This window comes from Sphaerospermopsis aphanizomenoides BCCUSP55, assembly GCF_001586785.1.
GTDB lineage: Bacteria > Cyanobacteriota > Cyanobacteriia > Cyanobacteriales > Nostocaceae > Sphaerospermopsis_A > Sphaerospermopsis_A aphanizomenoides_A.
Genome location: NZ_LUFH02000002.1, coordinates 79,848 through 103,279, shown reverse-complemented (window position 1 = coordinate 103,279; position 23,432 = coordinate 79,848). Strand labels below are relative to the sequence as shown.

Annotated in this window: 5 protein-coding genes; 4 read left to right on the top strand and 1 reads right to left on the bottom strand. The window is 40.4% G+C overall.

Annotated features, from left to right (window positions below):
• The first annotated feature begins 828 nt into the window (after nt 1–828).
• The 4 genes from A0J48_RS00925 (at nt 829) to A0J48_RS00910 (ending at nt 22,704) form a co-directional block, all read left to right on the top strand.
• The gene (locus A0J48_RS00925; protein WP_234300643.1) at nt 829–9,951 is read left to right on the top strand and encodes an SdrD B-like domain-containing protein; all 9,123 of its coding nucleotides are present in this window, start codon (nt 829–831) and stop codon (nt 9,949–9,951) included.
• Between the two features lie 413 nt (nt 9,952–10,364).
• Nucleotides 10,365–20,225 (top strand): non-ribosomal peptide synthetase, encoded by a 9,861-nt coding sequence (locus A0J48_RS00920; protein ID WP_200319444.1) that lies wholly within the window; start codon nt 10,365–10,367, stop codon nt 20,223–20,225.
• A 59-nt stretch (nt 20,226–20,284) separates the two neighbouring features.
• Nucleotides 20,285–21,145, top strand: a complete 861-nt coding sequence (locus A0J48_RS00915) for a Tab2/Atab2 family RNA-binding protein (protein ID WP_200319442.1) — start codon at nt 20,285–20,287, stop codon at nt 21,143–21,145.
• Between the two features lie 245 nt (nt 21,146–21,390).
• Nucleotides 21,391–22,704 carry a TldD/PmbA family protein gene (locus tag A0J48_RS00910; protein WP_200319440.1) on the top strand — a complete coding sequence of 438 codons (1,314 nt, stop codon included), beginning with the start codon at nt 21,391–21,393 and terminating at the stop codon, nt 22,702–22,704.
• Between the two features lie 268 nt (nt 22,705–22,972).
• Here A0J48_RS00910 and A0J48_RS00905 read toward each other — a convergent pair whose 3' ends face one another.
• Nucleotides 22,973–23,131: an AAA-like domain-containing protein gene (locus A0J48_RS00905; protein WP_200319438.1), complete on the bottom strand. Its 159-nt coding sequence runs from the start codon at nt 23,129–23,131 to the stop codon at nt 22,973–22,975.
• Nucleotides 23,132–23,432 lie beyond the last annotated feature (301 nt).

Sequence of the window (23,432 nt, the reverse complement as noted above, 5' to 3'; positions counted from 1 at the left end):
GGTAATTGGTAATTGGTAATTGGTGATTGAAAAAACTAATTACCAACTAGACCAAATATCATGTCTGCTCAATTACTTTTAAATCCTCCTCCTACCTCTTCCATCTTCGTCGTTACGAAAAAACTTTTATGCCTAACGGCACGCTACGGGAACAGTAAGTAGGTAGGCGTTAAAAATTGTCGTTATGGCAAGGCAGGAGGCAGGAGGCAGAAGGCAGGAGAAAAGAGGTTTTTAGAAATTTTACATTTTTGTACTTGCTTGATTTTTTCGTGCCGACTTACTTAAACCCTAAGTAGGATTTTTAATAAGTACCGATCATTCCTAGTGAATTACACTAACTACAAAAGAGCTAATCTTTACATAATTTCTATAAATCTTTGCAGAAATTTCACGAAAAGCAGTAGTAATTTTTATGCCAGTAATAATACTATTAGTAAGTATGAAATATTAACTCACGGTGGACAAATTAGGATCAAACATAATCCTTAGAAACACTGTTAATAGTGAGAGTAGAGAGAAGTATTTAATAATGTAATTACCTTTAGCATTGCAATCTGCATTCTGAAGAAATTTCTGCTTTAAGTAATTAAATCTCATTATTAATACATAATAAATGCCTTATTTATTTCTGCTCTAAAAAACAGTATTCAAGTTTGTTCATAACCTTCATTTTTCAGAACTATTACTGATGCCAAAGCCAACATTTCTACTCAGGATCTAAATAAATAACATGAACTATACAAACACACTGTACATCAAAATATTAGCCTGACGATTCCTGGCTTACCCAAAACCATTGCTGAAATTACTAAATAGGTATCAAAAACTATGGCAAATAACGATCTCTCAATCTTTAATTCAACATTACCACCTACAGGTACTGAAATAATCACCTCATGGGATACATCAACAACCACCGTATCGCTTTCACCAAGTTATATAAATGTCACCATCACTAATGGCGGCTTGCTGAATGGAACTTATGACGCTTGGTGTATTAATTCTACTCAAGACATTTCCCAAGGTACTTTTAATAACGCCAGTGTATATTCCAGCTACGGCACTATCCCCACTGGTATCCTTTATACAGGTGTACAGACAATCACCCCTGTTGCAGATCCCTACCTGGATAAACTTCAGCAAATCAACTGGCTGATAAACAATGTAACTGAAGCCGCAAATGTAGTCAACGGTAAATACCGCTACAATGGCACTGACTATACTTGGGGTGATGTGCAGTTAGCAATATGGCAGCTGCTGGGAGAAACATCTGTATTAAATAGCATAGACTATGGCTCCTTGGAAGTCTACAGTCAGCAGAGAGCAGATGCGCTCGTGAGTTTATCAGTAACTAATGGCACTAACTTTGTACCAGTGGCAGGACAAGAAGTTGGAGTCATAGTCAAAGGTGCTGGACAACAGCCCATCTTAATGGAAGTAAAGACCGCAGGTATCGGAGATTTTGTTTGGGAAGACCTGAACGCTAATGGGATTCAGGAAGCTAACGAATCTGGAATAGATGGTGCAACGGTAACATTGCTCGATGGCAGCGGAAATGTTCTTGGCACTACCATTAGTGGAGACAACCCCAACACCGCAGGAGTAGAGAAAGGTTGGTATCAATTTGGACCTCTGCTTCCTAGCACTTATCAGGTAAGATTTAGCTTGCCAACAGGCTTTAATACAGTCAGTCCTTACCTCCAAGGTGGCAACATAAACCTTGATTCTAACGCCAACCCCAGTAATAATTTTACCTCTACTCCTATTACCTTAGTTGGTGGACAAGTTAACAAGACCCTTGATGCTGGATTTTATAAATACGCCTCATTAGGAGATTACGTATTTGCCGACAACAACAACAACGGCATCCAAGATGCAGGCGATACAGCATTAGCAGGTGTCACAGTTGAACTGGTGAAAAATGGCGTAACAGTGGCCACAACCACAACCAATGCTAATGGTGGTTATCTGTTTGCAAACCTGATTCCTGGAGACTACCAAGTTAAATTTACTGCACCTACAGGTTATGCCTTCACCACAGCAGATGCAGGTGGAGATGACAGCAAAGACTCGGATGCCAACGCGACCACAGGTATCACCCAAACCGTAACTTTAACCAGTGGTCAATTTAACGGCACATTAGATGCAGGGCTAGTAGCATTAGCATCATTAGGCGACTTCGTATGGCATGACGTAGATGCAGACGGTGTTCAAGATGCAGGGGAAGCAGGAATTGCCAATGCGACAGTCAAATTACTGAAGAATGGTGTAGAGATTGCCACAGCAACAACAGATAGTCAAGGTAAATACAGCTTCAATAACCTAGTACCAGGAACAGGATATCAAGTCCAATTTGTCACACCTGCTGGTTATACCCAAACCAGTCCAGTAGATGCAGGTGGAAATGATGCCATTGATAGCGACGGCACATTAACAGGAGTTGTCACCTTAGCACCAGGAGAAAATAATCCCACCTTAGATGCAGGTTTCTACAACTTGGCATCCCTAGGAGATTACGTATTTGCAGACAACAACACCAACGGCATCCAAGATGCAGGTGATACAGCATTAGCAGGTGTGACAGTCGAACTGGTGAAAAATGGCGTAACAGTGGCCACAACCACAACCAATGCCAGTGGTGGTTATCTGTTTGAAAACCTGATTCCTGGAGACTATCAAGTTAAATTTACTGCACCTACAGGTTATGCCTTCAGCACTCCTGACCAAGGTGGAAACGATGCAGCAGATTCAGATGCAAATCCCAGCACAGGTTTAACCCAAACAGTCACCCTGACAAGTGGAGAATTAAACAGCACATTAGATGCAGGATTAATAGCATTAGCATCATTAGGCGACTTTGTATGGCATGACATAGATGCAGACGGTATTCAAGATGCCAATGAATCAGGAATTGCCAATGCGACAGTCAAATTACTGAAAGATGGCATAGAGATTGCCAGCACAACCACAGATGCAGATGGGAAGTACAGCTTCACCAATCTCATCCCCGGAACAGGATATCAAGTCCAATTTGTCACACCTGCTGGTTATACCCAAACCAGCCCAGTAGATGCAGGTGGAAATGATGCCATTGATAGCGACGGCACATTAACAGGAGTTGTCACCTTAGCACCAGGAGAAAATAATCCCACCTTAGATGCAGGTTTCTACAACTTGGCATCCCTAGGAGATTACGTATTTGCAGACAACAACACCAACGGCATCCAAGATGCAGGTGATACAGCATTAGCAGGTGTCACAGTTGAACTGGTGAAAAATGGCGTAACAGTGGCCACAACCACAACCAATACTAGTGGTGGTTATCTGTTTGAGAACCTGATTCCTGGAGACTACCAAGTTCAATTTACCGCACCTACAGGATATGTCTTCACCACAGCAGATGCAGGTGGAGATGACAGCAAAGACTCTGATGCCAACGCTACAGGCTTAACACAAACAGTCACCCTGACAAGTGGAGAATTAAACAGCACATTAGATGCAGGATTAGTAGCCCTAGCTTCTTTAGGTGATTTTGTCTTTGAAGACAGAAACGCCAACGGTATTCAAGATGCAGGGGAAGCAGGAATCGCCAATGCCACAGTCAGACTGTTGGATACAAACGGTAACATCATTGCTACCACAACCACAGATAGCAATGGACTGTACTCCTTTAACAACCTGCTACCAGGAGACTATAAGGTTCAGTTTGTCCAACCTAACGACTTTAACTCCGTAAGTCCTACTAATGCTGGCAGTAATGATGCTGTTGATAGCGATGCTGATGTGAACTTAACGACTGGAGTTATTAACCTGTCTCCTGGAGAGAATGACACCACAGTTGATGCAGGCTTCTACAATACAGCTGCATTAGGAGACTTCGTATTTGTTGATGCTAACAACAACGGCATTCAAGATGCAGGTGAAGCAGGATTAAGTGGTGTAAAAGTAGAGTTAATTAACCCCGCAGATGGCAGTGTAATTACTAGCATTACCACAGATGCTAATGGTGGTTACAACTTCAGTGGCTTAACTCCTGGTGACTATCAAGTCAGATTTACTGCCCCAACAGGTTACAGTTTCTCTACCGCTAACCAAGGTGGAGATGATGCTAAAGATAGCGATGCCAATATAACCACAGGCTTAACCCAAACAGTCACTCTGACCAGTGGAGAATTCAACAGCACATTAGATGCAGGTTTAGTACCACTGGCAAGCTTAGGTAACTTTGTCTTTGAAGACAAGAACGCCAATGGTATTCAGGATGCAGGCGAAACAGGTATAGCTAATGCCACAGTTAACCTGTTAGATGCAAATGGTAATTTCATTACCAGCACTACCACAAATGGCAGTGGACAATACTCCTTCAACAACCTGCAACCAGGAGACTACAAAGTCCAGTTCGTGCAACCTACAGGCTTTAACGGCGTAAGTCTTGCCAACCAAGGTGGGGATGATAGTCTTGATAGCGATGGACTAGTCTCAGACGTAGTTACCTTATCTCCAGGTGAAAATAACACCACAATTGATTCTGGCTTCTATAAAACAGCTTCCTTGGGAGATTTTGTATTCAAAGATACCAATAACAACGGTATTCAAAATGCCGGTGAAGCAGGATTTAGTGGAGTCACAGTAGAGTTAATTAACCCAGTAGATGAAAGTGTAATTGCCAGCACTACCACAGATGCTAATGGTGGTTACAACTTCAGTGGCTTAACCCCTGGCGACTATCAAGTCAGATTTACTGCCCCAACAGGTTACAGTTTCACTGCATCAAACCAAGGTGCAGATGATGCTAAAGATAGCGATGCTAACCCCAGCACAGGTGTTACCCAAACAGTCACTCTGACCAGTGGAGAATTCAACGGCACATTAGATGCAGGTTTAGTACAACTAGCCAGCTTAGGTAACTTTGTCTTTGAAGACAAAAACGCTAACGGGATTCAGGATGAAGGTGAAACAGGTATAGCTAATGCCACAGTCCAACTATTGAAAGCATCTGGCACTGTAATTAAGACAACTACTACTGATGCTGATGGACTGTATTCATTCACCAACCTGCAACCAGGAGACTACAAAGTTCAGTTCGTGCAACCCACAGGCTTTGACGGTGTAAGTCCAGCCAACCAAGGTGGTGATGATGCAGTTGATAGCGATGGACTCATCTCTGATTTTGTGAACCTGTCTCCTGGAGAAAATGACACTACAGTTGATTCTGGCTTCTATAAAACAGCTTCCTTGGGAGACTTCGTATTTGTTGATGCTAACAACAACGGCATTCAAGATGCAGGTGAAGCAGGATTAGGTGGGGTAACAGTAGAGTTAATTAACCCCGCAGATGGCAGTGTAATTACTAGCACTACTACAGATGCTAATGGTGGTTACAGTTTCAGCGGCTTAACCCCAGGGGACTATCAAGTCAAATTCAGCGCCCCAACAGGTTACGGTTTCTCGACTCCAGACCAAGGTGAGGATGATGCTAAAGATAGTGATGCTGACAGCACAGGTGTTACCCAAACAGTCACCCTGACTTCTGGAGAATTCAATGGCACATTAGATGCAGGTTTAGTACAACTAGCCAGCTTAGGTAACTTTGTCTTTGAAGACAAAAACGCCAATGGTATTCAGGATGTGGGCGAAACAGGTATAGCAGGTGCTAGTGTCAACCTGTTAGATGCAAATGGTAATTTCATTACCAGCACTACCACAAATGGCAATGGACAATACTCCTTCACCAACCTGCAACCAGGAGACTACAAAGTTCAGTTCGTGCAACCCACAGGCTTTGACGGTGTAAGTCCAGCCAATGTGGGTACGAATGATGCCATTGATAGTGATGGACTGGTTTCCGACGTAGTTACCTTATCTCCAGGTGAGAATGACACTACAGTTGATTCTGGCTTCTATAAAACAGCTTCCTTGGGAGACTTCGTATTTGTTGATGCCAACAACAACGGCATTCAAGATGCAGGTGAAACAGGATTAGGTGGGGTAACAGTAGAGTTAATTAACCCCGCAGATGGCAGTGTAATTACTAGCACTACTACAGATGCGAATGGTGGTTACAGTTTCAGCGGCTTAACCCCTGGAGACTATCAAGTTCAATTTACTGCACCTACAGGTTACAGTTTCTCGACTCCAGACCAAGGTGGGGATGATGCCCTAGATAGTGATGCTGACAGCACAGGCAAAACTCAAACAGTCACCCTGACCAGTGGAGAATTCAACGGCACATTAGATGCAGGTTTAGTACAACTAGCCAGATTAGGTAACTTTGTCTTTGAAGACAAAAACGCTAATGGTATTCAGGATGCAGGGGAAACAGGTATAGGTAATGCCACAATTAACCTGTTAGATGCAAATGGTAATTTCATTACCAGCACTACCACAAATGGCAGTGGACAATACTCCTTCACGAATCTGCAACCAGGAGACTACAAAGTCCAATTTGTTGAACCTACAGGCTTTGACGGTGTAAGTCCAGCCAATGTGGGTGGTGATGATAGCGTTGATAGCGATGGACTGGTTTCTGATGTTGTGAACCTGTCTCCTGGAGAAAATGACACTACAGTTGATTCTGGCTTCTATAAAACAGCTTCCTTGGGAGACAAAGTTTGGTTAGACAGCAACCTCAACGGTATTCAAGATGCAGGTGAGGCAGGATTAGGTGGTGTAACTGTCACTCTGACTGGTGGAGGAGCGGATGGCATCATTAACGGTGTTGGCGATACTACTATTACAACCACCACCAATGCTAGTGGTAACTATAACTTCACCAATCTTACTCCTGGGCAACAATATCAAGTCACTTTTGACAGACCTGCTGGTTATAACTTCACACAAAAAGATGTCAACGGTAATAGTCAAGATACGGTAGACTCGGATGCTGATCTGACCACTGGTAAATCCCAAATAGTTACTCTATCCAGTGGAGAAAACAATACCACTATAGATGCGGGAATTTATCAATCGGCAAGCGACCTATCAATTACCAAGACGGATGGGTTAACAACTGTTACCCCTGGACAGCAAATAACTTACACCATCGTTGCCACTAATAATGGTTTGGTAACTGCTACCAACGCCCTGGTCAGCGATATCATGCCCACTAACTTGACCAATGTGACTTGGACAAGTGTGGCCAGTGGTGGTGCAACAGGTAACGACCTCACTGGTACAGGTAACATTAACGATACTGTCACTCTGACAGCAGGAAGTAGCATCACCTATACAGTGACTGGTACAGTTGCTCCCATCACAACTACCCTGGGCAGTGCTGCCACATTTGACCTCAGTGGCAACAATAACACTGTCAGCTATGGCAATACCAATACCTTCACAAACAATGGTATTACCATGACAGCCAGTGCCTTTAGTCGAGTTGATGGTACAAATGGCGCTTGGGAAACTGCCTCTCTGAATAGATATAGTGGTGGAGCAGGTGTAATTGACAGAAGTGAAGGTAATGGAGATAACAACAGACATACTGTTGATAACGTGGGTGGACGCGATAACTACGTTCTGTTCCAATTCTCAGAATCGGTAGTTCTCGATAAAGCCTACTTAGGATATGTGGTTGGTGACAGTGACTTGTCTGTGTGGATTGGTAACTTTAGCAGTCCGCTCACCACTTTGAGTGACTCGATTCTCAATAGCTTTGGCTTTATTGAAGTCAACGATACGACTTCTGGAAGCGTTCGTTGGGCAGATGTGAATGCTGGGAACTACGCAGGTAATACCATCGTGATTGCGGCTTCTACAGCAGATACAACCCCTGATGATTACTTCAAGATTGACACTCTGAATGTGAACAAGATTGTTCAGAGTTCATCTTCCTTAACTAACACTGCGACAATCACTGCTCCCACTGGTTTCACAGACACCAACCTGAGCAATAACACTGCCACTGACACTGACACAATCGGCTCTCCAACCGTCAAGATAGGCGATCGCGTTTGGTACGACACGAATGGTAATGGTGTTCAAGACAGTGGTGAATTAGGTGTATCTGGAGTCACTGTTAATCTATTAAATCAAGCAGGTACTCAAATCAGTACAACCACCACTGATGCCAATGGTTTGTACCAATTCACAGCCAACGCCAACAGCACTTACAGCGTCAAATTCGTTCAACCAACAGGCTTTAATGGTTTCACCACAGCCAACATTGGTAACGATGGAACAGACAGTGATGTCGTAGATGCAGCTACAGGCAAAACCGCGACCTTCACAGTTGGAACAACCGATAACTTAACCATTGATGCAGGACTGATCAAGAATATTGTTGACCTGTCAATTACCAAAACCGATGGTTTGACAACTGTTAACCCTGGACAACAAATCACCTACACCATCGTTGCCACTAACAATGGTCCAATGACCGCTACCAACGCCCTGGTCAGCGATATCATGCCCACTAACTTGACCAATGTGACTTGGACAAGTGTGGCCAGTGGTGGTGCAACAGGTAACGACCTCACTGGTACAGGCAATATTAACGATACTGTCACCTTGGCAAGTGGTAGCAGCATCACTTATACCGTCAAAGGTACAGTAGCTCCCATCACAACTACCCTGGGTAGTGCCGCCACATTTGACCTCAGTGGCAACAATAACACTGTCAGCTATGGCAATACCAATACCTTCACAAACAATGGTATTACCATGACAGCCAGTGCCTTTAGTCGGGTTGATGGTACAAATGGCGCTTGGGAAACTGCCTCTCTCAATAGATATAGTGGTGGAGCAGGTGTAATTGACAGAAGTGAAGGTAATGGAGATAACAACAGACATACTGTTGATAACGTGGGTGGACGTGATAACTACGTTCTGTTCCAATTCTCAGAATCTGTGGTTCTCGATAAAGCCTACTTAGGATATGTCGTCGGTGACAGTGACCTGTCTGTGTGGATTGGTAACTTTAGTAGTCCGCTCACCACCTTGAGTGACTCAATTCTCAATAGCTTTGGCTTTACTGAAGTCAACGATACGACTTCTGGAAGCGTTCGTTGGGCAGATGTGAATGCTGGGAACTACGCAGGTAATACCATCGTGATTGCGGCTTCTACAGCAGATACCACCCCTGATGATTACTTCAAGATTGACACTCTGAATGTGAACAAGATTGTTCAAAGTACATCTTCCTTAACTAACACTGCGACAATCACTGCTCCCACTGGTTTCACAGACACCAACCTGAGTAACAACACTGCCACTGACACTGATACGGTGAGTGCTACTCCAACCCTCCCAAATGCTCCTGGAGTACGTACACCAGGATTCTGGTCAAATTGCGATTGGCAGAAGTTCTGGGATGGTATCCAAGGCAACGAACCATCACAAAAAACAGAGGCCAACTTCGCAGATAGCGATCTTCTGTTCGCACCTTATACCAACTCCGCACAACCTGGAAAAGTTCTTGATCCTGTAAATGGCTCCTATGACATAGGGTTACTCATCGGTGACTACAACCGCAACGGTAAAACTGATACAGGTGAGAACACAATCTTCTACACTCTCAATCAAGCACGCCAGATTGTTGATTCCTCCCAGCATCCGAATGGAGATAAGCGGTTCGATCTTGGTCGTTCTTTAGTCGCTAGTTGGTTGAATTATCTCGCTGGCAACCCCATTGATACTGCCAACACAACTGATAAAGATGCTCGATACTACATCAGCGAAGGCATTAATTGGTTGCAAGCTATTACTCCAGACGAAAATGCCGATAAAAAAGGTGATGGTGCGATATACCAACTGACTGGCAGCAATGTCAGCAGCCCTACGGTTGACACATACTGGAGTCAAGGTATTTCCAGCGCATCCAGCTTACCAAGCCCCTATACATCCAACACCAATGTTCTCTATTCCATAGATTCTGGTAGTGTAATTAATACCAACCTGGATAATTACAATAACGGTCTTGGTCTTGCGGATAATGTTTACTACGGAGGTTAATAGCTAACCTTAAAGCCTGTGGACTAGACAGTGCCGACACTTCTAGGGTGAAGCAGAAAAAAAGCAACAAAGCTTGTTAGCATTAGTTAGCTTTTTTGGATCGGAAACCCATAACTCGCTAGAAATACCAATTTTGGCGATCATGCTTCCTACCTAAACTAGACAATCCCCCGTGAAATCCAAAGTTTTACGGGGGATTTATAACACAACAAAGTGCTGTAACTGGGGGCATGACTGCAAAGCGATAGGGAAGCGTTTAGCCCGTGCTGATTCTTGAGTATAAACCCCTGATTTTAATTATGGGGTTCCCTACCCCCTACACCCCCTTCATTCCTTACTCCTGCTGTAATTCCCAAACATCTTTGTTATGCTCATTTAATCAACAAGATTTAGTCAAAAGATTGAGATTATATATGAAAAATATAGAAGATAGCTTTCTAAATCCCTCCTCAAATCCTGAAGTATTCTGGCGAGATTTTTTGCGCGGTTTTACAGCCCCTGTCACATTACCTGCTTTGACTTCTTCCTCATCCTGCCAATGCCGTCAAGCCCAGGAAATTCGCCTGTCAAGTAGTCAAACTACCAATTTGATAAATTTTGCCCAAAATCATGAATTAAGCCTTTATACCATCCTTCAAGCAGCGGTAGCTTTACTTTTAAGTCACTATACCGGTGAAACAGATATTTTATTTGGTGCAACTACTGAAGTCGGTGATTTCAATGTTTTACCTCTACGAGTTTTGGTTGAACCTAATGCTTCAGTTTTATCATGGCTGCAAACAATACAAATACAATGGTCTACCTTAAACAACTATGAATATATTGCCCTAGAACAAATTCGACAATGGAGTGAAATTTACCCAGAATTACCATTATTGGAAACAGTTATTATCTTTAATCAAGATGTAAACACAGAACCTGATGAACAGACTAAATATCCGCTGCTTTTATCTTTTCAGGCTGAATCAGAAATTTTAATCAAAATTGACTACGAGCAAAATAAGTTTACAGATGATGCCATAACTAGAATGTTAGGGCATATAGAAACACTATTAATAAATATAATTAATCTGCCTGAACAAAATCTTGCTAATATTTCTCTGCTGACAGAAACAGAAAGACATCTGTTATTAGTGGAATGGAATCAGACACAGAGAGGTTATCCCCAGCATAAATGTATTCATCAAATATTTGAAGAACAGGTAGAAAAAACACCAGATGCAATTGCGGTGGTGTTTACACAGCAACAACTAACTTATCGAGAACTCAATCAACGTGCCAATCAATTAGCAAATTATTTGCAAACATTAGGAGTAAAACCAGAAGTTTTAGTGGGAATTTGTACAGAACGCTCACTAGACATGATAGTGGGAATATTAGGCATTCTCAAAGCCGGAGGAGCTTATGTACCTTTAGATATTGCCTATCCTCAAGAGCGATTAGCATTTATGTTATCAGATTCCCAGGTATCAATACTGTTAACACAACAGCATTTAGTAGCAAAACTACCTGAACATCAAACCAGAATAGTTTGTTTAGATACCGATTGGGAACATATTATTAAAACACCCATACAACAAACAGAAATAATAGTTAAACCTGAGAATCTAGCCTATATAATTTATACATCTGGGTCAACAGGTAAACCTAAAGGTGTTTTGATTCCCCACGCTAACGTGATCCGATTATTTGCAGCAACTCAAACCTGGTTTCAATTTAATAACAATGATATTTGGAGTCTGTTTCATTCCTATGCTTTCGACTTTTCTGTGTGGGAAATTTGGGGTGCGCTGTTATATGGTGGTCGTCTGGTAATTATCCCTTATGATGTCAGTCGTTCACCAGAGTTATTTTATAATTTATTAATTGCCGAAAAGATTACAGTTTTAAATCAAACACCTTCGGCTTTTCAACAACTGATTCAACTAGAAGCATCTTTAAATAATCACAGTAATTTAAGTTTACGCTGGGTAATTTTTGGGGGAGAATCCCTGGATATTCAAAGTTTAAAACCTTGGGTGGAAAGACATGGGGATAAATTTCCCCAATTAGTGAATATGTACGGAATTACAGAAACCACTGTTCACGTTACCTATCGTCCTATCAACATAGATGATTTGAATTCTGCATCAAAAGTGATTGGTTGTGCAATTTATGATCTGCAACTATATATATTAAATTCTCATCTACAACCTGTACCTATAGGAGTTGCTGGTGAAATTTATGTAGGAGGTGCAGGTTTAGCGCGTGGATATTTAAATCGACCGGAATTAACTGAGCAAAGATTTATTGCTCATCCCTTTAGTGATGAACTAGAAGCACGTCTATATAAAACTGGAGATTTAGCTCGTTATTTACCCAATGGTGATATTGAGTATCTAGGACGTATTGATAATCAGGTGAAAATTCGCGGTTTCCGCATTGAATTAGGGGAAATCGAAGCTTTATTAAATCAACATCCAAATCTGACAGCAGCGAAAGTGATCACGAGAGAAGATATTCCTGGTGATAAAAGATTAGTTGCTTATATTATCCCCAAATCTGCAAACGAGGGAACTCTTAACAAGGAACAGGAAAAAGAACATCAAGAATTTACTTTATTACAATCAGAAATCTCTCATCAAATACGTGAATATCTCAAACAGCAGTTGCCAGATTATATGATTCCTGCTGCTTTTGTGGTGTTAGATTCTTTCCCTTTGACTAATAATGGTAAAATCGACTATCGCGCTTTTCCTGTTCCCGATTTTTCTATTTATCGAAGTAATTATGTTGCTCCTGAGACTGCTACAGAAGAAATTCTTGCCCAGATTTGGAGTCAGGTTCTGAAAGTAGAAAATATTGGCATTGATGATAATTTTTTTGAATTGGGTGGACATTCACTACTAGCTACACAAGTTATATCCAGAATTAGACAAACATTTCAACAAGAAATACCGATCAGTTTATTATTTCAATTTCCTACCATTGCCCAAATTTCTCAGCATATTGGTATTACCAAACCAACAGATAATAGTTTATTAATCTCACCAATAGAACCAAGACAACAGCGAGAAAATTTACCCTTATCTTTTGCCCAACAACGTCTGTGGTTTTTAGATCAATTAGAACCCAATAGCACTGCTTATAATCTTGTCTACAGTTGGGAAATCCAGGGTGCGCTTAACATCCATGCTTTAGAACAAAGTATAGCTGAAATCATACAACGTCACGAAGTTTTACATACAAATTTTGTAGCTGTAGACGGACAACCAACGCAGATTATTCATCAGCACGAATTTAATTTATCTATTATTGATTTACAATCACTATCTGATGAGCAACGAGCAATAGAAACTGTAAAAATAGCTAAACAAGCAGCAGAAACACCTTTTAATCTGGCTGAAGATTTTCTATTTCGAGTCAAACTATTGCAATTGAGTGCAGAAAAATATTTACTGTTATTTAATATTCACCACATTATATTTGATGGTTGGTCTTTTGGGGTGTTGTTTGAGGAATTGCAAGCACTTTATCCAGCTTATTGTGCAGGTATAATTTCTCCATTATTACCCCTACTTATCCAATATGCAGACTTTACTTTATGGCAAAGAAAGTGGCTTAATGGTGCAGTTTTAGAAGCGCAACTCAATTACTGGAAACAGCAATTAGGTGGAAATTTACCGATATTAGAATTACCTACAGATCGTCCTCGTCCCAGAGTACAAACCTACGCAGGAGCGACAAAATCCTTTGTTTTATCATCAGAATTAACTGCAAATATCACATTTCTTGCCCAACAAGAAGGTGTGACGTTGTTCATGACTTTACTAACAGCATTTAAAGTATTACTATGTCGTTATAGTAGACAAGAAGATGTGATAGTAGGTACTCCCATTGCTGGACGAAACCGCAGAGAAATAGAGGGATTAATGGGGTTTTTTGTTAATACTTTAGCATTGCGGACAGATTTAAGTGATCATCCCAGTTTTAGAGAATTATTAAGTCGAGTTAGGCAAGTTTGTTTAGAAGCATACACCAATCAAGATGTGCCATTTGAGCAGTTAGTTGAGGTGTTGCAACCAGAACGTAATTTAAGTCATACTCCCATATTTCAGGTGATGTTTGCTTTGCAGAATGCACCGATGGGAGAATTACAATTACCAAATTTGAGTGTAAAAGGTTTAGAACCATTAGTACAAACAGCAAAATTTGACCTCACGGTGTCGATGGAAGAAAGGAATGGCAAGTTAATAGGTGAGTGGGAATATAATACGGATTTGTTTGATGCTGCTACGATAGAGCGAATGATGGAGAATTTCCAGATTTTATTATCTGGGATATTAACTAATCCTGAGCAAAGTATTTGGCAATTACCTTTACTCACTGCTGGAGAAAAACATCAATTATTAGTAGAATGGAATCAAAATATAGTAATTTTTCCTAATAATAAATGTATTCATCAGTTGTTTGAGGAACAGGTAGAAAAAACACCGGATGCCGTGGCGGTGATATTTGCAAATGAAGAAATAACTTATCAAGAACTTAATCAACGTGCCAATCAATTAGCAAATTATTTGCAAACATTAGGAGTTGGTGCTGATCAATTAGTAGGATTGTGTTTAGAACCATCTTTAGCAAGGATAATCGGGTTGTTAGCAATCCTCAAAGCTGGAGGTGTTTATTTACCCCTAGATGCAGTTTATCCTCAAGAACGTCTCAGATTTATGATTGAGGATTCGCAAGTTTCTATTCTTCTGACTCAAGAATCTTTAGCTAATAAGTTTTTGATCAATTCTCTGCAAGTTGTGAATTTAGATGCTGATTGGGAGAAAATTTCTACAGCATCTATAAATAATCTGCAAAGTTGTGTAACTGGGGAAAATCTGGCTTATATTATTTACACTTCTGGTTCAACAGGAACACCAAAAGGAGTTTTGATTTCCCATCAAGCGATCGCACATCATTGTCAAAATATCATAGCACACTATCAAATTAATCCCAGCGATCGCATTTTACAATTTGCTTCCCTCAGTTTCGATGTTTCCTTGGAGCAAATTTTACCAACTCTCTCAGTAGGTGCAACCCTCATATTAGTTGATGCCAAATCATTAACTCCTGCGGAATTTCATCAAAAATTGATTGATTATCGTTTAACTGTGATTGATATTCCTCCAGTTTACCTGACTCAATGGTTGCAATTTTTAGATGAAAATACTGTTTTAACTCCCATAAATCAACTCAGATTAGTCATTTGTGGTGGTGAAGCATTGCCACCAGCAACGCTGAAACTTTGGCACAACAGTTTGCTCACAGGAGTACGCTTAATTAATGCTTACGGACCAACGGAAACAACAATAACAGCAATCACTTTTACAGTTCCTCAAGACATCACAACAATAGAATTTGATAGCAATATTCCTATTGGTCGTCCCTTACCAAACCGCAAAGTATATATTCTTGATTCTCATAAAAATCTCGTTCCTATTGGTGTTTTTGGAGAGTTATATATTGGCGGAGAAGGTTTAGCACAAGGTTATTTAAATAGACCAGAATTAACAAATGATAAATTCCTTACCAATCCTTTTGATAACTCCACATTGTATAAAACAGGAGATTTAGTTCGTTATCTTCCTGATGGTAATATTCTATTCTTAGGACGCATCGACAATCAAGTCAAAATTCGCGGTTTCCGAATTGAATTAGGAGAAATAGAAGCTTTCTTAAATCAACATCCAAATCTGACAGCAGCGACAGTGATCACGAGAGAAGATATTCCTGGTGATAAAAAATTAGTTGCCTATATCATCCTCAAAACACATCAAAATTCTCTTTCAGAAACATCAAATCAATTACGACAATTTCTGCAACAAAAGCTACCTGATTACATGATTCCTGCCGCGTTTGTGGTCTTAGAATCTTTCCCTGTAACTGCCAACGGTAAAATAGACTATCGTGCTTTTCCTGCTCCCGATTTTTCGGCTAATCAAAATAATTATGTGGCTGCCAAAACACCTACAGAAGAAATTCTTGCTAATATCTGGAGTCAGGTTTTGAAAGTGGAAAATATTGGCATGAATGATAACTTTTTTGAATTAGGAGGACATTCATTACTAGCGACACAGGTAACATCCAGAATTAGACAAAAATTAAACCAAGAAATACCACTCAGTTTATTATTTGCATTTCCTACAATTTCTCAATTGTCTGCACAGATTAGCATTCAAAAAACCACTAATAATAATTTATTACCACCAATAGAACCAAGACAACAGCAAGAAAATTTGCCACTTTCCTTTGCTCAACAGCGTCTGTGGTTTTTAGCACAATTAGAACCCAATAACACTGCTTATAATATGCCGTTGACTTTGCAGCTTCAGGGTTCACTCAATATCACTGCATTAGAAAGAAGCATTAGGGAAATCATAACACGGCATGAAATTCTGCGAACGAATTTTATGTCAATAGACGGACAACCAACTCAAGTAATTAATAAAAATTTTGACTTCAAATTGCCTGTCATTGATTTACAGTATCTGCCTGATGAGCAACAAAAAATAGAAGCGGCAAAAATAGCTAACCAAGATGCACAAACACCTGTTAATCTAGCGCAAGATTTACTATTTCGGGTGAAACTGTTGCAATTAAATACCCAATCACATCTGTTATTATTTAATATTCATCATATTATTTTTGATGGTTGGTCTGATGATATATTGCAAAGAGAAATAGCAGAACTTTATCAAATTTTTTCTACATGCAATACTTTGTCATTGCCATCACTTGTCATCCAATATGCAGATTTTGCACTGTGGCAGCAACATTGGTTTACAGGTGAAGTTTTAGAATCCCAGTTGAATTACTGGAAACAAAAATTAGGTGGAAATTTACCGATATTAGAATTACCTACAGACCGTCCCCGACCGCGAGTAAAAACCTACTCAGGAGCGACAAAAACCTTTGTTTTATCATCAGAATTAACAGCTAATCTCAAATCCCTTTGTCAACAAGAGGAAGTGACTTTATTCATGACCCTACTGACAGGATTTAAAATATTACTATGTCGTTATAGTAGACAAGAAGATGTGATAGTAGGTACTCCCATTGCCGGAAGAAACCGCAAAGAAATAGAGGGATTAATGGGATTCTTTGTTAATACTTTAGCATTGCGGACAGATTTAGGTGATAATCCCAGTTTTAGAGAATTATTAAGTCGAGTTAGGCAAGTTTGTTTAGAAGCATACAGCAATCAAGATGTACCCTTTGAGCAGCTAGTGGAAGTGTTGCAACCAGAAAGGGATTTAAGTCATACTCCGATATTTCAGGTGATGTTTGCATTGCAAAATGCAGCGATGGGAGAATTACAATTACCAAATTTGAGTGTAAAAGTTGTAGAACCATTAGTACAAACAGCAAAATTTGATATGACGTTGTCAATGTCACAAAGGAATGGAGAATTAATCGGTGAATGGGAATACAATACAGATTTATTTGATGCTGCTACGATAGAGCGCATGATAGAGCATTTCCAGATGTTAATATCTGGGATATTAGCAGAACCTGAGCAAAGCATTTGGGAACTACCTTTACTCACAGAAAAAGAAAGACATGAATTATTAGTTGACTGGAATCAAACTCAAACAAATTATCCCCAGAATAAATGTATTCATCAACTATTTGAGGAACAGGTAGAAAAAACACCAGATGCAATTGCGGTGGTGTTTGCACAGCAACAACTAACTTATCGAGAACTCAATCAACGTGCCAATCAATTAGCAAACTATCTCCAAACATTAGGAGTAAAACCAGAAGTTTTAGTGGGAATTTGTACAGAACGTTCACTAGAAATGATAGTGGGAATATTAGGCATTCTCAAAGCCGGAGGAGCTTACCTACCCTTGGATATAGCCTATCCCCAAGAGCGTTTAGCATTCATGTTATCAGATTCTCAGGTATCAATACTGTTAACACAACAGCATTTAGTAGCAAAACTACCTGAACATCAAACCAGAATAGTTTGTTTAGATACTAATAGCAAAGCCATAGAATTAGAAAGCCAGGAGAATGTTACCAACAGTGCTAACTCTGACAACCTAGCTTATGTGATGTACACATCAGGTTCGACAGGACAACCAAAGGGGGTTTGTGTTGTCCATCGCGGTGTGGTGCGATTGGTCAAGGAAACTAATTATGCTAGTTTTGACAGCAAAGAAGTCTTTTTACAACTTGCTCCTCTGGCTTTTGATGCTTCGACATTTGAGATTTGGGGTAGTTTACTTAATGGAGGAAAGTTAGTTATTTTTCCTGCACCGACTCCGACGCTGGAAGATTTGGCAGGGTATATTCGCAGTTATCAAATTACAACTTTATGGCTGACAGCAGGACTGTTTCATCTGATGGTAGAGCAACGACTAGAAGATTTGAAACCCTTGCGTCAGTTGTTAGCTGGTGGGGATGTATTGTCAGTTGCTACTGTACAAAAAGTAGTTGCATCTCTGGAAAATTGCCAATTGATTAATGGTTATGGTCCAACGGAAAATACAACTTTTAGTTGTTGTTATCAAATAACACAAAGGACTCATTGTGGTGATTCTGTTCCCATTGGCCGACCGATTGCTAATACACAAGTTTATATTTTAGATCATTATTTGCAACCTGTACCTATTGGTGTAGTAGGAGAAATTTATGTGGGAGGTGCTGGTTTAGCACGTGGTTATTTAAATCGACCTGAATTAACTGAGCAAAGGTTTGTTACTCATGCTTTTACAAATTCTCCAGAAGTGCGTCTTTATAAAACAGGAGATTTAGGACGTTATTTAGTTAATGGTGAGATTCAATTTTTGGGACGCATTGATAATCAAGTAAAAATTCGTGGTTTCCGAATTGAATTAGGAGAAATCGAAGCTTTATTAAATCAACATCCAAATCTGACAGCAGCGAAAGTGATCACTAGAGAAGATATTCCTGGTGATAAAAGATTAGTTGTCTATATCATCCTCAAAACACATCAAAATTCTCTATTAGAAACATCAAATCAATTACGACAGTATCTGCAACAAAAGCTACCTGATTATATGATTCCTGCTGCTTTTGTAGTGTTAGAATCTTTCCCTCTAACTCCTAACGGTAAAGTGGATATTCGGGCTTTACCTATGCCGGAATTTATTCATTTAAATCCTGTCCAAGATATAAATTTTCTGGATAACTTAGAACTACAACTGATCAAGATTTGGGAGAACATTTTAGGTGTTCGTCCAGTGGGAGTAAATGATAACTTCTTTAATTTAGGAGGTCATTCACTATTAGCTGTACGTCTTTTTGCACAAATTCAAAAGATTTTTGGTAAAAGTATTTCTTTGGCTACTCTCTTCCAATCTCCCACAATTAGACAATTAGCTAATGTACTTAGAGATGAAGGATACTCATGTTCTTGGTCTTCCTTAGTACCAATTCAACCTCATGGTTCAAAACCACCTTTTTACTATATTCATACTGCATCGGGAGGTTTGGTACATATCCATAATTTGTCATGTAAATTAGATGCAGATCAACCAGTTTATGGTTTACAAGCACAGGGTTTAGATGGGAAAACATATCCTCATACTTGTATTGAAGATATGGCATCTCACTATATTCGAGAAATACAAACAGTTCAACCTCACGGACCTTATTTATTGAGTGGATGGTGTGTAGGAGGAATGATAGCTTATGAAATGGCGCAACAATTTGATGCTCAAGGCGAGACGGTGAAATTACTAACTATTTTTGATGCCTATCCTCCGAAAATACTACCTCCAGTCAATAAAGCTGTAAAAGTTGTAGATTCAAAATCTCCAATGAAACTAAAATATGCTCCCATCTATCAGTCTGTGTTGGATTTAATGAACATGATTAAGCGTAATTTTGAAAATTTTGCTAATCTGACACTGCAACAGCAGATGAACTTGATGCGGGAAAAGGTTAATCGGCGAGTTAATAGTAAAATTAGAGAAATTGTTTATCAATTTTGTGTGAAGATGAATCTGCCCGTACCTCATGCACTCTGGGACTTATTATTAAAAGATGCGATCGCACAAGCTCACAAAAATTATGAGCCTAAAGTTTATGGGGGGAAAGTAGTATTTTTTAAAGCAATGGATCACAGTCCAGAGTATGCTGTTTATCTGGAAAAATGGCAAGAATTGGCAGCAGGTGGTTTAGAAGTTCATGATGTTCCTGGAAATCACGATAGTATCCTGTCTGAACCCAATGTTTCGGTTTTGGCTGAAAAGTTAAGGGACTATTTAAACAGTTAAGCGATGAACTGGTACAGTAAAAACATAAAATATCAACTCGCCAGATTTCATCGTATAACATGGGCAGTATTTGGGAACTCGATTTTTACTCCCGTCCGATTTTGGACGCAAATCAAAAAAAACTGTGGGAAGTCTTAGTGTGTGAAAGTCCTGTGGATGTCCGCACAAAAACTGATTCCTTGTTTCGCTATGCTCAATATTGCCCTAGTACCCAAGTAAATTCTGTTTGGTTGCGGACAGCGTTGCAAGAAGCGATTAATAAAGCCGGGGAAGCACCTATCAAAATCCGCTTTTTCCGTCGCCAAATGAATAATATGATTACTAAAGCCTGTGAGGATTTGGGTATCCCGGCTTTACCTAGTCGGCGGACTTTAGTTCTCAACCAATGGCTACAGCAAAGGCTGGAGGAAGTTTATCCTCAAGAACCAGGATATCAAGGAGGAGTTAATCCTTCTGTGCGCTTAGAAAGACCTTTACCCCAACGTTTACCAGATGCCTTGGAAGGAAAACAATGGGCATTTGTAAGTTTAGAAGCCAGTGATTTTGCGGATATGCCAGAGTGGGAAATTGGCTTTGGTGAAGCTTTCCCCCTAGAATTAGCCCAAGTAACACCAGAAACCCGCATTCCAGGGATTTTGATTTTTTCATCCAGGGCTTTACCCATCGCTGGGTGGATGTCTGGTTTAGAAATGGCTTATTTGCGATTTGATACCAGTCAAGGAGAACGATTAATTTTAGAAACAGGTGGCACAGAAAGTTGGGTTGTGGCCAATATCAGAACTCCCCAACTACTCAAAGAAGCTCAAGGTTTTGAAGAAGCGAAACAAAAAGCCAATGGAGTGCATTTTATTGGTGTGCAGTCTGATCCTCAAGCTCAATCTTTCGCTGGTTTTTGGCTGTTACAAGAGGTGAATTTATAGTAGGTGACAGGTGACAGAAGACAAGAGGCAAGAGGCAAGAGGCAAGAGGCAAAAGGTAATATATTATTCTCTCTTGCTCCCCTGCTCCCCTGCTCCTCGTTTTCCCCTACACCCCACACCCCACACCCTACACCCTTTCTTCCTCCAATTCCCCCAAAATTTACAACTGTTGAGGCACGCTGATGGGATAATGGCCAGCGTCTATCTAAGCTTTACAATCCAAAATCCATCATTAATCAACGGAAATGGGTTCTGCAAATTTGTCACAAGATACACTAGCGGAACAGCTGCTAGAACTTGCCTTAAAATCTGGCGCAGAGGCTGCGGAGGTGTATCAGTCCCGATCGCTTTCTCGTCCAGTGTTTTTTGAGGCTAACCGCCTGAAACAACTAGAAACTAGTCAATCTGAAGGTACAGCACTGCGGCTATGGCGAAACGGTCGTCCTGGACTGACTGTGGCTTACGGTTCTGTGGATCCACAGGTGATGGTAGAGCGATCGCTGGCTTTGAGTCAACTAAATCAACCTGAACCAGTAGAATTAGTCAGTAAATCTCTGGAAGTTTACCCGGACTTGGGGGAAGCTGTACCAGTAGAAAAACTCATAGAATGGGGCAAAAATGCGATCGCTCTCATTCGTGAATTCTATTCTGATGTTCTCTGTAGCAGTGATTGGGAATGTGATGTTGAAAATACTAGGTTAGTAAACACCAAAGGTTTAGATTGTCATTATACTGACACCACCCTCAGCTGCTATATGTCCGCAGAATGGGTCAGGGGTGATGATTTTTTAAGTGTTGCTGATGGACAAACCCAACGTGGTGAACTCAACCCAGATAAAGTCGCTCATCAAATTCTCCAGCGATTAAATTGGGCGCAAGAAAACGTTTTTATCCCTAGTGGTCGGTTGCCAGTTTTGTTTACTTCCAAAGCTGCGGATATGCTGTGGGGAACTGTCCAAGCCGCTGTAAATGGTAAACAAGTGCTAGAAAAAGCTTCACCTTGGGCAGAAAGGCTAGGTCAACCCATTGTTGCACCCACTCTTACCCTTTACCAAGACCCAGCAGCAGGGCCTTACAGTTGTCCTTTTGATGATGAAGGTAATCCTACAAAATCTTTGATATTTGTAGAAAAGGGAATTTTAAAGAATTTTTATAGCGATCGCACCACCGGCAGACAATTAGGTATTGGCAGCACTGGTAATGGTTTTCGCCCTGGGTTAGGTAGCTATCCCACTCCTGGTTTATTTAACTTCCTGATCCAACCTGGTACTGCATCCCTACAAAAATTAATTCAATATATGGATGAGGGTTTAATTGTGGATCAAATATTAGGAGAAAGTGGTGGAATTTCTGGTGATTTTTCCATCAATGTGGATTTGGGGTATCTGGTCAAAAAAGGCCAAATCATTGGCAGAGTTAAAGATACAATGGTTGCCGGTAATGTTTACACAGCCCTGAAACAAATAGTTAAACTGGGTGGGGATGCAGATTGGAATGGTTCTTGTTATACTCCTTCGTTAATAGTGGAAGGACTTTCCATTACTGGGAAAAATAGTTAATTTAAGGTGACAGGTGACACAATTTTGGATTTTGGATTTTGGATTTTGGTGAAGCAGTGCGGTCTTGGGGGTTTCCCCCATGTAGACCCCCGAAGGGGGGCTTCCCCCAGGGTGCAACTGCTGTAAAGCCCTGCGGGCATAGCTGCGCTTACCGCGAAGCGTGCCGGAGGCATTACCCGGAGGGATTGTTTTTGTCATCTCCAATCTAAAATCTACAATCTACAATCTAAAATTATTCTGAATCCTGACTCCTACTTGATAACTAAATTCAATGCAAGCGATCGCTAAAATAAATCTGATATAATTCACATTTCACTTTTACATAATTATCTTCCTGTATTATTTTGAGTAGATCAGGTTTACCCATTTGTTTCGGGGCTTTAATCCGAATTAATGCCCCTGGTTTTTGAATTTCATTATTCCACAAACATTGACAATGGTGAGAAGTTCAGAAGGCAGAAGTACGAGGGCAGAGGGCAGAAAGAACCCACCCTTAAAAGGGTGGGATTTAAGCAAGGACGCTGTTTTTCTCGCACTGAGTGCCTCGGAAAACATTTTCTTTTAAACTGGGCTTTAAACCCAGAATTAAAGTTTTTAAGAGGGCAGAAAACAGAAACATAAAAGCCTTCTGCCTCCTGCCCTCTGCCTTTCTTTGTAATTTGATTTTATGGAATTTGAATCCAGATAATTTACTCACACAAAGTTACAACTGGCTAAAAGATTATTTA

Excerpts from the sequence above, each read along its gene's own strand:
- A0J48_RS00920 (WP_200319444.1), top strand. The coding sequence starts at position 10,365 with ATGAAAAATATAGAAGATAGCTTTCTAAATCCCTCCTCAAATCCTGAA.
- A0J48_RS00915 (WP_200319442.1), top strand. The coding sequence starts at position 20,285 with ATGGGCAGTATTTGGGAACTCGATTTTTACTCCCGTCCGATTTTGGAC.
- A0J48_RS00925 (WP_234300643.1), top strand. The coding sequence starts at position 829 with ATGGCAAATAACGATCTCTCAATCTTTAATTCAACATTACCACCTACA.
- A0J48_RS00910 (WP_200319440.1), top strand. The coding sequence starts at position 21,391 with ATGGGTTCTGCAAATTTGTCACAAGATACACTAGCGGAACAGCTGCTA.